The following is a 12,541-nucleotide window of genomic DNA, read 5'->3' as shown; positions in this document are numbered from 1 at the left end:
GCTCGTTTGCCGCTTCCGCCCCAAGCAATTCACACAATGATTCTTCGCCACGAATTCAGCCCCGCCGACAACCAGCGCCTGGCCCAGCTCTGCGGCAGCCTGGACGCCAACTTGCGCGAGGTGGAGGCAACGCTGGGCGTGGCCATCACCCGCCGCAACGAGGCCTTCCGCATCGACGGTGCCAAGAAGCCGGCCGAGCGGGCCTTGCAGCTCTTGCAGACGCTGTACGAGAAAGGCCGTCGCACGATCACCGCCGAGGCCTTGCAACTGGCCCTGGTGGAGGCGGCGAGCGACCTGGGCCTGAAGCCGGTGTCCGCCCAGCCGGTTTCTGCCGCGCCGGCCGGTGGCGAGCTGGTGCTGCGCACGCGCCGCGCCGACCTGGCGGGCCGCACGCCCAACCAGCACGACTACCTGGCCAAGATCCTGGCGCACGACATCACGTTCGGCATCGGCCCGGCCGGCACCGGCAAGACCTTCCTGGCCGTGGCCTGCGCGGTCGATGCGCTGGAGCGCAGCAGCGTGCAGCGCATCATCCTGACCCGCCCGGCGGTCGAGGCCGGCGAGCGCCTGGGCTTCCTGCCCGGCGACCTGACGCAGAAGGTCGACCCCTATTTGCGCCCGCTGTACGACGCGCTCTACGACCTGATGGGCTTTGATCGTGTGACCAAGGCCTTCGAGAAGGGCCAGCTGGAGATCGCGCCACTGGCCTTCATGCGCGGCCGCACGCTGAACCATGCCTTCGTCATCCTCGACGAGGCGCAGAACACCACGCCCGAGCAGATGAAGATGTTCCTGACCCGCATCGGCTTCGGCAGCCGCTGCGTGGTGACCGGCGACACCAGCCAGATCGACCTGCCCAAGGGCACGCACAGCGGCCTCGTCGACGCCGAGCGCGTGCTGGCCAAGGTCAAGGGCATTGCGATGACGCACTTCACCTCCGCCGACGTGGTGCGCCACCCGCTGGTGGCCCGCATCGTCGAGGCCTATGAGGCGCAGACCAAGGCCCGCCTGAAGGCCGAAGCCAAGCTGGCAGGAGCATCGAAATGAGCCGACCGGAACTGAACCTGTCCCTGCAATTCGCCGACCCGCGCCACCGCGCGCTGCTGCCGCGCCACAAGGTGATCCGCTACATCCGCGCGGCTCTGGAGCTGCCCGGCGAGATGGCGGTGCGCATCGTCGGCGCCGAGGAGGGGCGCGCGCTGAACAAGGAGTTCCGCGCCAAGGACTACGCCACCAATGTGCTGACCTTCGACTACAGCCACGAGCCGGTGGTGGGCGCCGACCTCGTCATCTGCGCTGAGGTGGTCGAGCAAGAAGCCAAGGAGATGGGCCTGGACCTGCTGGCCCACTACGCCCACATGCTGGTGCACGGCACCTTGCATGCGCAGGGCTACGACCATGAAGAGGACGACGAGGCCGCCTGCATGGAAGCCCGCGAGACCGAGATCATGGCCGCGCTGGGCTTTGCCGATCCCTATCAGCGCCGCTGATTCCCCGCAAGGCTCAGCGCGACTGGGTCCCCAGGTAGCGCTTGCGCCAGAAGAAGGCGCCGAGGCCGAGGCCCACGGCCGACATCAGGCCGAAGGCGATCCAGACGCCGGTGCCGCTGTGAATCAGCGGCAGGCCGTCGAAGTTCATGCCGAAGATGCCGGTGATCAGGTTCAGTGGCAGGAAGATGGCGGTCAGCACCGTCAGCGTGCGCATGATGCTGTTGGTGCGGTGGCCGAGGGCCGAGAAGTGCATCTGCACCGCGCTCTCGGCCGAGGACTCCAGCCGCCGCACGTGGCTGAGCACCCGCTCCACATGCTCCAGCACGTCGCGTGAGCGCACGCGCAGGAGCTCGCGCTCGCGCTGCACCTGCGGGTCGTCGGTGCTGGGCCATTCGTCCAGCGCGTCTATCCATTCCTGGATGGCGCTGCGCTGGTCCTCGCAGGTGTCTTCCAGGCGGTGAAGGGCATCGCGCGAGGCGAGCAGCATGGCCCAGTCGTCGAACTGGCTGTGCGGGTCCAGCAGCATCTTCTGCAGCGTGGCCAGCTGGCGGCTCAGCAGGCGGCGCAGGTCCAGGTAGCTGTCCACCATGTGGTTCAGCATGCGCAGCATCAGGTCGGCCGTGCTGGCCGGCATGCGGCCGCTGCCGCGCAGGTCGCGCGTGCCGGTGGGGTTCATCTTGCCGAGCTTGTCGGCGAAGAAGTCGCGCACCAGGCAGTCGGTCGGGTGGACGGTCAAGAGCACCCGGTCGAACAGCGCGAAGCCGACCGGGCTGGTATCGATCGCCTTGAGCGCCTTCTCGGCCGAGGCCAGCGTGCCATGCTCCTCGTCAAAGAACAGGGCCTCGCTGCCCGGCGCGGCGGCCAGGCGGCGGAACACCATCAGGTCGTACCAGCTCGTGTAATCGAAGTGCGAGGGCAGCTGGTTGTTGACCAGGTCCGACACATGCAGGTCGACGAGTTGGCCGCCGGTCCAGGCCTGCAGATGGGCCTGGACATTGCTGAGCTCCACCTCGAACTCGCGCCGGCCGAGGCCCAGCCACAGGAAGCCCTGCTCGGGCATCACCGGGGGCAGGGCGGCCAGCTCCTCGAACTGGTCGCCGTGGATGTGGAAGAGCCGCACCGCGCTCAGCCGGCCTTGAGCAGGCGCGCCGCGTCCAGTGCGAAATAGCTGAGCACGCCGTCGGCGCCAGCGCGCTTGAAGCCGAGCAGCGATTCCATCATCACGGCGTCGTGGTCCAGCCAACCATTGGCGGCGGCGGCCTTGAGCATCGCGTACTCGCCGCTCACCTGGTAGGCGAAGGTCGGCACTCCGAACTCGTCCTTCACGCGGCGCACCACGTCCAGGTAGGGCATGCCGGGCTTGACCATCACCATGTCGGCGCCCTCGGCCAGGTCGGCCGCCACTTCGCGCAGCGCCTCGTCGGTATTGCCGGGGTCCACGTAGTAGGTCTTCTTGTTGGCCTTGCCCAGGGCGCTCTTGGAACCGACCGCATCGCGGAACGGGCCGTAGAAGGCGCTCGCGTACTTGACGCTGTAGGCCATGATGCGGGTGTGGATCAGGCCCCGGCTCTCGAAGGCCGAGCGGATGGCACCGATGCGGCCGTCCATCATGTCGCTGGGGCCCACCATGTCGGCGCCGGCCTCGGCCTGCGTGAGGGCCTGGCGGACCAGCAGCTCGACGGTCGCGTCATTGATCAGGTAGCCGGTTTCGTCGGGCAGGCCGTCCTGGCCGTGGCTGGTGTAGGGGTCCAGCGCGACATCGGTCAAGAGGCCGAGCTCGGGGAAGCGCGACTTCAGCGCCCGCACGGCGCGTGGAATCAGGCCTTCGGGATTGAAGGCCTCGGCGCCATCCACCGTCTTCAGGTGGGGCTCGATCGAGGGGAACAGGGCCAGCACCGAGATGCCGAGCTGCAGCGCCTCCTCGGCGGTGCGCAGCAGCTGGTCCAGGCTCTGGCGCGACACGCCCGGCATGGAGGCGATGGGGTGGGCTTCGCTGCCCTCGTGGACGAAGACCGGCAGTATCAGGTCGCGGGCCGCCAGGTTGTGCTCGCGCACCAGGTCGCGGCTGAAGGCATCGCGCCGCAGGCGGCGGGGGCGGCTGGCCGGGAAGGGCGCCAGGTGGTGGGAATAACGGGCCAAGATTTGCTGCTCCAGGAGGGCCCCCGGGTTTGCGGGGGGCGTGCCGGCCGGTCGTGATTTCAATCAAAACTTCTACGCAACTACCCGTAGAAAGCGGCCGGGGGGCTCTGTTAATATTGGCCCCGGATGATAGCTGCAAGGCGTCGTCCCCTGCTTTTCCTCCCTGAGCAGGAGCCTTGACGTGATGACAGCGAAAAGGCTTTCCCGCCCCGGCTTTTGGCCGGGGCTTTTTTTTGCCCGCATTCCGGCAGACCTGCGGCAAAACCGGCCATTGATAATGGCCCGATGTACCTCTGGATCAAAGCCTTCCACATCGTCTTCGTGGCGTCCTGGTTCGCCGGCCTGTTCTACCTGCCGCGCATCTTCGTGAACCTGGCCATGGTGCCGGCCGACAGCCACGCCGAACGCGAAAGGCTGCTGCTGATGGCGCTGAAGCTCTACCGCTTCACGAACATGCTGTCCGGTGTTGCCATCCTGCTGGGCCTGGTGCTCTGGCTGGGCTTCGGCGCCGGGCGGTTCGCGCCCAGCCATTGGCTGCACGCCAAGCTGGCCCTCGTGGTCGCCGTGATCGGCTACCAGCACTACTGCCGCAAGTTGCTGCGTGACTTCGAGCTGATGGCCAACCGACGCAGCCATCGCTGGTACCGGGTCTTCAACGAAGCGCCGGTGCTGGTCTTGATGGCCATCGTGGTCTTGGCGGTGGTCAAGCCCTTTTAGGATGTTGCCCCCACGCTCGCTTCGCTCTCTGCCCCCCAAGGGGGCTTCAGTGCCCTACGGGCGGCCGGGCGGGCACTGACATGGCCTCCCGGCGCAGCTCCGCCACCTGGCTGGCCCTGATCTACGCGCTGCTGGTGGTGCATGCCAGCCTCTACCCGTTCTGGCCCTGGCGTGAGCCCACGGGCCTGACCCCCGGTTGGTTGAGCGGCCTGCCCTGGCCGCGCTATTGGGGGCCGTTCGACCAATGGGTGAATGTGCTGGGCTATCTGCCGATGGGCCTGCTGGCCTTTGCCGCCGTGGTGCGCAGCGGTGGCCGCGAGCGGGCGGGCCTGCTGCTGGCCACGGTGGGGCTGTCGGCCCTGTCCTACGCGATGGAGAGCCTGCAGTACTTCCTGCCCAGCCGCGTGCCTTCGCTGGCCGACTGGCTCTTGAACAGCGCCGGCGGCCTGCTCGGCGGCCTGCTGGGCTGGGCCTTGCATCGCCTCGGTGGCCTGGAGCGCTGGCACGGCTGGCGCGAGCGCTGGTTCCTGCCGCACAGCGCGGCGGCGCTGGCCCTGCTGGCGCTGTGGCCGGTGGGCCTGCTGTTCCCCGCCCCGCTGCCGCTGGGCCTCGGGCAGTTGCTGCCGCGCCTGCGTGAGCTGAGCGAGAGCGCCCTGGCTGGCACGCCCTGGGAACTGGCCGCGGCCGTTGAACTGCCGGGCCGGCCGCTGCCGCCTGGCCTCGAAGCGATAGCGATCGCGCTGGGCCTGCTGGGGCCGGCCCTGCTCGCCTTGTCCATTGCGCGGCCGGGCAAACGGCGCGTCTTTCTGGTGCTGGGCGCGGCTGGCCTCGGCGTCGTCGGCACGACCTGGTCCACGGCCCTGAACTTCGGTCCCCAGCATGCCTGGACCTGGCTGACGCCGGCCACCGGGCCCGGCCTCGCGGTGGGTGCGGGCATGGCCTTGCTGGCCTGCCTGATGTCGCGCCGGGCCTGCGCCGCCTGGGGCCTGGTGGTGCTGACCGCCCTGATCGCCCTGGTCAGCGAAGCCCCCAGCGACCCCTACCTGGCCCAGAGCCTGCAGACCTGGGAGCAGGGCCGCTTCATCAACCTCTACGGCCTGGCGCAATGGATAGGCTGGGGCTGGCCCTTCGCGGCGCTGGCCTGGCTGCTGTGGCGCATTGCCCAGCGGGACGAGTCTCGGCAATGAGTCAGTGAAAACCCGGCCTGCCTACAATGGCAGCCCATGAGCGAGCCCTCCTACTACCAGCATCACGTCTTCTTCTGTCTGAACCAACGGGATGGCGAGAACGCCTGTGCCCAGCATGGCGCTCAAGCAGCGTTTGATCACTGCAAGTCCAAGGTCAAGGCCCTGGGCCTGGCCGGCAAGGGCGGCGTGCGGGTCAACAAGGCCGGTTGCCTGGACCGCTGTGCGGGCGGGCCGGTGGCGGTGGTTTATCCGGAAGCGGTCTGGTACAGCTTCGTGGACAACACCGACATCGACGAGATCGTCGAGCAGCATCTGAAGCACGGCAAGGTGGTCGAGCGCCTGGTGCTGCCGGACAACGTCGGGCGTTGAGCGCGGCATGAATTCCCAAACCGAGAGACTCGTGATCGCCGGGCCGGCGGGCGCGCTGGAAATCGCCATCGACCAGCCGACGGCGCCGCTGCGCGGCATCGCCGTGCTCTGCCACCCCAACCCCACGCAGGGCGGCACGCTGGACAACAAGGTCGTGCAGACCCTGGCCCGTGCCTTCGTGCAGATGGGCTACCGCGCGGTGCGCTTCAACTTCCGCGGCATCGGCAAGTCCGAAGGTGGCTGGGACGAGGGCCGGGGCGAGGTTGACGACGCGCTGGCCGTGATAGCTCATGCCCGCGAGGCGGGCCTGCCGCTGGCCTTGGGCGGCTTCTCGTTCGGTGGCTATGTGGCCTCGCATGCGGCCCAGCGCCTCGAGGACAAGGCCGAGCGCCTGTGCCTCGTGGGCCCGGCCGCCAGCCGTTTCGACATGACCGGCGTGCCGGCCGACACCCTGGTGATCCATGGCGAGTCCGACGACGTGGTGCCGCTCGCCAGCGTGCTGGACTGGGCGCGCCCGCAGTCGCTGCCGGTCACCGTGGTGCCGGGTGTGGGCCATTTCTTCCATGGGCAGCTGCCGCTGCTCAAGAGCATCATCCTGCGGGGCTGGCATGAAGCCGGTAGCGCCACCTCGCCCTGAGCCTTTCTCGATGAAACGACTGATCGCATTTGTACTGGCAGCCGCCAGCGCGTTCTCTGCCCAGGCGCAGGTGCCGCAACCGCCGGAGATCGCGGCCAAGGGCTATTTCCTGATCGACCTGACCGCCAATCAGGTGCTGGCTGAGCGCGAAGCCGATGTGTCCAACGACCCCGCCTCGCTGACCAAGCTGATGACCGCCTACCTGGTGTTCAACGCGCTGAAGGAAAAGCGCCTGATGCTGGAGCAGACGCTGACCGTCTCCAAGCGGGCCTGGGACGAGCGCAAGGAAGACGCCTCGCTGATGTTCATCGACACCACGATGACGCCCAAGGTCGACGAGCTGCTGCGCGGCATGATCGTGCAAAGCGGCAACGACGCCTCAGTGGCGCTGGCTGAGGGCGTGGGCGGCTCGGTGGAGCAGTTCGTCGCGATGATGAACAAGCAAGCCCAGGCCTGGGGCCTGAAGAACACCAAGTTCACCAATGTGACCGGCATGACCGAGCCCGGCCACAAGAGCAGCGCCCGCGACATGGCCACCATCGCGGCCAACCTGATCCGCGACTTCCCCGAGTACTACCCGTACTACTCGATCCGCGAGTACACCTACAACAAGATCAAGCAGGGCAACCGCAACCTGCTGCTGGGCCGCGACCCGAGCGTGGACGGCATGAAGACCGGCTACACCAAGGACGCCGGCTACTGCCTGATCGCCAGCAGCCAGCGCGAGTTCCCGAACGGCAAGCGCCGTTTGCTTAGCGTGGTGATGGGCACGGCCTCCAAGGAAGCCCGCGCCGCCGAGAGCCAGAAGCTGCTGAACTGGGGCTACTCGGCCTTCGACGCGCTGCGCCTCTTCGACAAGGACGCCGCCATTGCCAAGGCGCAAGTCTGGAAGGGCACGGCGCCCGAGGCCAAGCTCGGCGCTGCGGCGGCCGTCTACGTGGCCGTGCCGCGTGGCGAAGGCGCCAATCTGAAGACCCAGGTCGAACGCACCGATCCGCTGATCGCACCGCTGGCCAAGGGCCAGAAGGTCGGCGTGCTGAAGGTGACCACGGCCACCGGCGTGCCCGTGGCCGAGGTGCCCCTGGTCGTGCAGGAAGCCGTGCCGCTGGCCGGCATCTTCGGCCGTGCCTGGGACGCCATCCGCCTCTGGATCAAGTGACCACGACCCCGTAAGCTCAAGCGTCTGTAGACAAGGAGTCCGCCCATGACCGCGCTGCCCGCCGTGCCCTGCTACCTGAATGGCGAATACCAGCCGCTGGCGGCCGCGCGCATCTCGCCGATGGACCGGGGCTTCATCTTCGGCGACGGCGCCTACGAGATGGTGCCGGTCTATGCGGGCCGGCTGTTCCGCTTCGAGGAGCACATGGAGCGGCTGGACCGCAGCCTTGCCAAGCTGCGCATCGACAACCCCTTGAGTCGGGCTGAATGGCTGGACGTGGGCCGGCGCCTGGTCCAGGAAGTCGGTGCCGGTGACCAGTGGTGGTACCTCCAAGTCACACGCGGCGTCGCGCCGCGCGACCATGTGATGCCCGCGGGCATCACGCCCACGGTGTTCTCCTACAGCGCGCCTTCGCGCCCGGTCTCGGCCGAGATTCGCCACCATGGCGTGGCCTGCGTCAGCGCACGCGACTTCCGCTGGGAGCGTGGCGACATCAAGAGCACTTCGCTCTTGGGCAATGTGCTGGCCCGGCAGATCTCGGCCGACGAAGGCGCGGTCGAAACCATCATGTTCCGCGACGGCCATCTGACCGAGGCCTCGGCTTCCAATGTCTGGATCGTCAAGGAAGGTGCGCTGCTCGGTGTTCCGAAGAGCGAGCAGGTGCTGGAGGGCATCCGCGTGGAGCTCTTGAAGGAGCTTTGCGAGGACTGCGGCATTGGCTACAACCTGCGCCCCATCTCGGAGGCCGAGGTGTTTGCGGCCGACGAGATCATCCTCAGCTCGGCCACCAAGGAAGTCCTGGCGGTCACCACGCTGGACCACGAGCCGGTCGGCCATGGCGCGCTGCGGGGCAAACCGGGGCCGGTGTACGGGCGCCTCTACGAGGCCTACCAAACCGCCAAAGCGACCCAAAGTATCTAGCCATGAACCACTACATCCCCCCCGAGCAGTCGCTGATCGAATACCCCTCGCGCTTCCCCATCAAGGTGATGGGCGCCCAAGTCGAGGGCTTCGTCGAGGCCATCGCCATGGTGGCCGTGCAGTTCGACCCCGAGTTCGACGCCGCCACCATCGAGCAGCGCCCCAGCAAGGGCGGCAACTACCTGGGCCTGACCATCACGGTCACGGCCACCAGCCGCGAGCAGCTGGACGAGCTGTACCGTACCTTGACCACGCACCCGATGGTCAAAGTGGTGCTCTGAGCGCCATGCGGGTCAAGGTCCTGGGCCGCGTCGACTACGTGCCCACCGAAGCAGCCATGCGCGCCTTCACCGAGGCGCGCACAGCCGACACACCGGACGAGCTCTGGCTCTGCGAACACCCGCCTACCTACACGCAGGGCCTGGCAGGCCAAGCCGACCATGTCTTGAACCCGCATGGCATTCCCGTGGTGCAGACCAATCGGGGGGGCCAGGTCACGTATCACGGCCCAGGGCAGGTCGTGGCCTACCCGCTCGTAGACCTCAAGCGCCTGGGCATCTACGTCAAGGAATACGTGTTCCGGCTGGAAACGGCCGTGATCCAGACGCTGGACCGCTTCGGCGTCACCGGCCACCGCGTGGCGGGCGCGCCCGGCATCTATGTGCGGCTCAATGATCCTGGCGCCCATGGTGCATTGACCGGGCCGACCGACCCTCTGGACCCGTTCAAGGGCCTCGGCAAGGTGGCGGCGCTCGGCATCAAGGTCAGCCGGCATTGCACCTACCACGGCGTGGCGCTGAACGTGGCCATGGACCTGCAACCCTACCTCGGCATCAACCCTTGCGGCTACGCAGGGCTGGAAACGGTGGACCTCGTAAAATTGGGCCAACGGACGGACTGGGCCACGGTGGCCGAGATCTTCGGCGAGCGCCTCAGCGCGCAACTGACACCCTGACCATGGCCACAGAAAACATCACCCACGAAGCCAAGAGCGCAGCCGACTACGACGCCAGCGCCAAGCAGAAGGCGCAAGCCAAGACCGCCCGCATCCCGATCAAGATCGTGCCGGCCGGCGAGATGCTGAAGAAGCCCGACTGGATCCGCGTCAAGGCCGGCTCGCCCAGCACCCGCTTCTACGAGATCAAGCAGATCCTGCGCGAGCACAAGCTGCACACGGTCTGCGAGGAAGCCTCCTGCCCCAACATCGGCGAATGCTTCGGCAAGGGCACGGCCACCTTCATGATCATGGGTGACAAGTGCACCCGCCGCTGCCCCTTCTGCGACGTGGGCCATGGCCGCCCCGATCCGCTGGACGTGGACGAGCCGGTCAACCTCGCCAAGACCATAGCCGCGCTGAAGCTCAAGTACGTGGTGATCACCAGCGTGGACCGCGACGACCTGCGCGACGGCGGTGCCGGCCACTTCGCCGAGTGCATCACCAAGGTGCGCGAGCTGAGCCCGACGACTCAGATCGAGGTCCTGGTGCCCGACTTCCGAGGCCGCATGGACCGCGCGCTGGACATCCTCAAGGCCGCGCCGCCCGACGTGATGAACCACAACCTCGAGACCGCGCCGCGCCTGTACAAGGAAGCGCGCCCGGGTTCGGATTACGAGTTCAGCCTCAACCTGCTGAAGCGCTTCAAGGAAGAAGTGCCCGGCGTGCCGACCAAGAGCGGCATCATGGTGGGCCTCGGCGAGACCGACGAGGAAATCCTGCAGGTGATGCGCGATATGCGCGAGCACAACATCGACATGCTGACCATCGGCCAGTACCTGGCGCCGTCGGGCCACCACCTGCCGGTGCGCCGCTACGTGCACCCCGACACCTTCAAGATGTTCGAGGAAGAGGCCTACAAGATGGGCTTCTCGCATGCCGCCGTGGGCGCCATGGTGCGCTCCAGCTACCACGCGGACCAGCAGGCCCACGACGTGCTGGCGGCCGGCTGAGAGAAGCAGGCTGAGAAGCAAAGCCAGCAACAGCAAGCAAGGCCCCGCCGAAGAAATTCTGCGGGGCCTTGTCGATTCTGGTGAGGCCGGTCCGTCGTGAGGGTGGAGCCTGGCAATGAGGCTTCGTCAACGCCAACACAAGCCAAGGATGAATCCCATGAGCAAGATGATCTTCGTCAGCCTGCCCGTCGCCGACCTCAAGGCCGCCACGGCCTTCTACCAGGGCATAGGCTTCACGCAGAACCCGCAGTTCAGCGACGAGAACTCCGCCTGCATGGTGTGGAGCGAGGCCATTTACGTGATGCTGCTCAGCCATGCCAAGTGGCGGACCTTCACGCAGCGCCCCTTCCCGGCTGCGGGCTCGGCCGGCCACATGCTTTCGCTCTCCATGGAGAGCCGTGCGGCCGTCGATGCGATCAACGCCGCCGCAGCGGCTCATGGCGGGCAGGCCGACGCCAACCCGCCCGAGGACTACGGCTTCATGTTCACCCGTGACATCGCCGACCCGGATGGCAACCTTTGGGCCGTGTTTTGGATGGACGCGTCGGCGATGCCGCCGAAGGAAGCTGCCTGAGCCGGCTCAGCTCGCCGGCGTCCAGCGGCCGGCGATGTTCTTCAAGAGCTGATTGACGGCCGCCAGCTGGCGGTTGCGCGAGCTCAGCAGGCTGATCTCGCTCGTCAAGGCCGCGTTCTGCGCCGTCACCACGTTCAGGTAGCTGACGGTGCCGGCGCGGTATTGGTCGTTGACGATCTCGAGGTTGCGCTTGGCCGCCGTCAGCGCCTCTTCCTGCAGCTTGGTCTGCTGCTGCAACTGGTCGGCCAGCAGCAGGTTGTCCTCCACCTCCTGCAAGGCCGTCAGCACGAGCTGGCGGTAGTTGGCCGACACGACGTCCGCACTGGCGCGCGCCTGGGCGCTCGCCAGCTTGCGCTGGCCGCCGTCGAAGATCGATGCGGCGACCGAGGAGCCCAGCGACCAGAACAGGTTGGGCGCGCTGACCAGGTCGGACAGCGAGCTGTTGCGGTAGCCGGCATTGGCCGACAGGCTCAGCGAGGGGAAGAAGGCCGCATCGGCAATGCCGATCTGCGCATAGGCCGAGGCCACGCGGCGCTGCGAGGCGGCGATGTCGGGGCGGCGCTGCAAGAGCGTGGCCGGCAGCAGCTCGGGCACGGCCGGCGGCGTGGGAAGGGCAGCGCTGCGGGCCAGTGTGAAGCCCGAGGGCGGCAGGCCCAGCAGCACGGCGATGGCATGTTCGAACTGGCCGCGCTGCGTGGTGGCATCGAGGGTCTGGGCCTGGGCGCTGCGCAACTGGGTCTGGGCCTGCAGCACGTCGCTGCGCGAGGCCACGCCGCCCTTGTAGCGGGTCTCGGTCAGCTCCAGCGAGCGCTGGTAGGCCGCCACGCTGCGCTCCAGCAGGGCCTGCTGCATCTCGGCAGCGCGCATGGAGAAGTAGCTTTGCGTGAGCAGTGCCTGCGCAGACAGCCGTGCCGCCGCCAGATCATTGCTGCTGGCCTGGTAGTTCGATTGCGCGACGTTCGTACCCTGGGCAAGCCGGCCCCACAGGTCGATCTCCCAGCTGGCCGTGGTCGACAGCGAGATGCTGTTGGACGGGCTCGAGTTGTTGCCGGCCGCCTCGCTGCGCGTGCCGGAGAGGCCGGCCGACAACGTGGGCAGCATGGCGCTGCGGCTCGCTTCCAGCACGGCGCGGGCACTGGCCACCTGGGCCGCGGAGGCCTTCAGGTTCTCGTTGCCGAGCACCAGGCGCTGCTGCAGGTCTTCCAGCACGGGGTCCTTGAAGAGCGTCCACCAGGCATCGGGTACGGCCTCGGGCGAGGCCGTGCCACGCTGCCAGAGGCCGGTTTCCTTGAACTGGGTCGGGGCCGGCGCCGCAGCCGGTGGATCGACCTTGGTAATGGCGCAGCCACCCAAGGCGAGAGCGGAGGCCAGCAGAGTCAAACGAAGCAACATGATTTTTCT

The 12,541-nt window shown here is 67.6% G+C and carries 15 protein-coding genes; 12 read left to right on the top strand and 3 right to left on the bottom strand.

From position 1 onward, the window contains the following. The first annotated feature begins 36 nt into the window (after nt 1-36). A complete protein-coding gene (locus J7U46_RS14390; protein ID WP_282826977.1) occupies nt 37-1,047 on the top strand; it encodes a PhoH family protein in 1,011 nt (336 codons plus the stop codon). Then, nucleotides 1,044-1,490: an rRNA maturation RNase YbeY gene (gene ybeY, locus J7U46_RS14385; RefSeq protein WP_282826976.1), complete on the top strand. Its 447-nt coding sequence runs from the start codon at nt 1,044-1,046 to the stop codon at nt 1,488-1,490. Before J7U46_RS14390 ends, ybeY begins: the two co-directional genes overlap by 4 nt. A 13-nt stretch (nt 1,491-1,503) precedes the next feature. Here the strand turns inward: ybeY and J7U46_RS14380 are convergent, their stop codons facing one another. Then, nucleotides 1,504-2,610, bottom strand: a complete 1,107-nt coding sequence (locus J7U46_RS14380) for a magnesium transporter CorA family protein (protein ID WP_282826974.1) — start codon at nt 2,608-2,610, stop codon at nt 1,504-1,506. A 5-nt stretch (nt 2,611-2,615) separates the two neighbouring features. After that, nucleotides 2,616-3,629 (bottom strand): porphobilinogen synthase, encoded by a 1,014-nt coding sequence (gene hemB / locus J7U46_RS14375; protein ID WP_282826972.1) that lies wholly within the window; start codon nt 3,627-3,629, stop codon nt 2,616-2,618. Nucleotides 3,630-3,914: 285 nt separating this feature from the next. Between hemB and J7U46_RS14370 the strand changes: the two genes are divergently transcribed. The 10 genes from J7U46_RS14370 to J7U46_RS14325 all read left to right on the top strand — a co-directional run bounded on the left by J7U46_RS14370 (nt 3,915) and on the right by J7U46_RS14325 (nt 11,140). Beyond that, nucleotides 3,915-4,346: a CopD family protein gene (locus J7U46_RS14370; protein ID WP_282826971.1), complete on the top strand. Its 432-nt coding sequence runs from the start codon at nt 3,915-3,917 to the stop codon at nt 4,344-4,346. A gap of 80 nt (nt 4,347-4,426) precedes the next feature. Beyond that, nucleotides 4,427-5,533 (top strand): VanZ family protein, encoded by a 1,107-nt coding sequence (locus tag J7U46_RS14365; protein WP_282826970.1) that lies wholly within the window; start codon nt 4,427-4,429, stop codon nt 5,531-5,533. A 36-nt stretch (nt 5,534-5,569) separates the two neighbouring features. Beyond that, the gene (locus J7U46_RS14360; protein ID WP_282826968.1) at nt 5,570-5,902 is read left to right on the top strand and encodes a (2Fe-2S) ferredoxin domain-containing protein; all 333 of its coding nucleotides are present in this window, start codon (nt 5,570-5,572) and stop codon (nt 5,900-5,902) included. A 7-nt stretch (nt 5,903-5,909) separates the two neighbouring features. After that, complete coding sequence (locus J7U46_RS14355; protein ID WP_282826966.1) at nt 5,910-6,539, top strand: alpha/beta fold hydrolase; 630 nt, start codon at nt 5,910-5,912, stop codon at nt 6,537-6,539. 10 nt (nt 6,540-6,549) lie between these two features. After that, entirely contained in the window at nt 6,550-7,698 is a 1,149-nt protein-coding gene (locus J7U46_RS14350) for a D-alanyl-D-alanine carboxypeptidase family protein (protein WP_282826965.1), read from the top strand. 45 nt (nt 7,699-7,743) lie between these two features. After that, nucleotides 7,744-8,619, top strand: a complete 876-nt coding sequence (locus J7U46_RS14345) for an aminotransferase class IV (protein ID WP_282826964.1) — start codon at nt 7,744-7,746, stop codon at nt 8,617-8,619. A 2-nt stretch (nt 8,620-8,621) separates the two neighbouring features. Further along, on the top strand, nt 8,622-8,900 hold the full coding sequence (locus tag J7U46_RS14340) for a DUF493 family protein (RefSeq protein WP_282826962.1): 279 nt from the start codon (nt 8,622-8,624) through the stop codon (nt 8,898-8,900). A 5-nt stretch (nt 8,901-8,905) separates the two neighbouring features. After that, on the top strand, nt 8,906-9,574 hold the full coding sequence (lipB, locus tag J7U46_RS14335; protein WP_282826960.1) for a lipoyl(octanoyl) transferase LipB: 669 nt from the start codon (nt 8,906-8,908) through the stop codon (nt 9,572-9,574). Between the two features lie 2 nt (nt 9,575-9,576). Continuing rightward, on the top strand, nt 9,577-10,566 hold the full coding sequence (lipA, locus tag J7U46_RS14330; protein ID WP_282826958.1) for a lipoyl synthase: 990 nt from the start codon (nt 9,577-9,579) through the stop codon (nt 10,564-10,566). A gap of 157 nt (nt 10,567-10,723) precedes the next feature. Beyond that, nucleotides 10,724-11,140 carry a VOC family protein gene (locus tag J7U46_RS14325; protein ID WP_282826956.1) on the top strand — a complete coding sequence of 139 codons (417 nt, stop codon included), beginning with the start codon at nt 10,724-10,726 and terminating at the stop codon, nt 11,138-11,140. 6 nt (nt 11,141-11,146) lie between these two features. Here J7U46_RS14325 and J7U46_RS14320 read toward each other — a convergent pair whose 3' ends face one another. Next, nucleotides 11,147-12,532, bottom strand: a complete 1,386-nt coding sequence (locus J7U46_RS14320) for an efflux transporter outer membrane subunit (RefSeq protein WP_282826955.1) — start codon at nt 12,530-12,532, stop codon at nt 11,147-11,149. Nucleotides 12,533-12,541: the final 9 nt, after the last annotated feature.

The sequence above is a fragment of the Pelomonas sp. V22 genome (assembly GCF_030014915.1).
Lineage (GTDB): Bacteria > Pseudomonadota > Gammaproteobacteria > Burkholderiales > Burkholderiaceae_C > JAUASW01.
Note: the sequence above shows the minus strand (reverse complement) of the source record. Positions and strands in the feature narration are given on the sequence as shown.

Bases quoted from the DNA above. Each gene is read 5' to 3' on its own strand.
- J7U46_RS14390 (WP_282826977.1), top strand. From the start codon at position 37: ATGATTCTTCGCCACGAATTCAGCCCCGCCGACAACCAGCGCCTGGCC.
- ybeY (WP_282826976.1), top strand. From the start codon at position 1,044: ATGAGCCGACCGGAACTGAACCTGTCCCTGCAATTCGCCGACCCGCGC.
- J7U46_RS14370 (WP_282826971.1), top strand. From the start codon at position 3,915: ATGTACCTCTGGATCAAAGCCTTCCACATCGTCTTCGTGGCGTCCTGG.
- J7U46_RS14365 (WP_282826970.1), top strand. From the start codon at position 4,427: ATGGCCTCCCGGCGCAGCTCCGCCACCTGGCTGGCCCTGATCTACGCG.
- J7U46_RS14360 (WP_282826968.1), top strand. From the start codon at position 5,570: ATGAGCGAGCCCTCCTACTACCAGCATCACGTCTTCTTCTGTCTGAAC.
- J7U46_RS14355 (WP_282826966.1), top strand. From the start codon at position 5,910: ATGAATTCCCAAACCGAGAGACTCGTGATCGCCGGGCCGGCGGGCGCG.
- J7U46_RS14350 (WP_282826965.1), top strand. From the start codon at position 6,550: ATGAAACGACTGATCGCATTTGTACTGGCAGCCGCCAGCGCGTTCTCT.
- J7U46_RS14345 (WP_282826964.1), top strand. From the start codon at position 7,744: ATGACCGCGCTGCCCGCCGTGCCCTGCTACCTGAATGGCGAATACCAG.
- J7U46_RS14340 (WP_282826962.1), top strand. From the start codon at position 8,622: ATGAACCACTACATCCCCCCCGAGCAGTCGCTGATCGAATACCCCTCG.
- lipB (WP_282826960.1), top strand. From the start codon at position 8,906: ATGCGGGTCAAGGTCCTGGGCCGCGTCGACTACGTGCCCACCGAAGCA.
- lipA (WP_282826958.1), top strand. From the start codon at position 9,577: ATGGCCACAGAAAACATCACCCACGAAGCCAAGAGCGCAGCCGACTAC.
- J7U46_RS14325 (WP_282826956.1), top strand. From the start codon at position 10,724: ATGAGCAAGATGATCTTCGTCAGCCTGCCCGTCGCCGACCTCAAGGCC.
- J7U46_RS14320 (WP_282826955.1), bottom strand. From the start codon at position 12,532: ATGTTGCTTCGTTTGACTCTGCTGGCCTCCGCTCTCGCCTTGGGTGGC.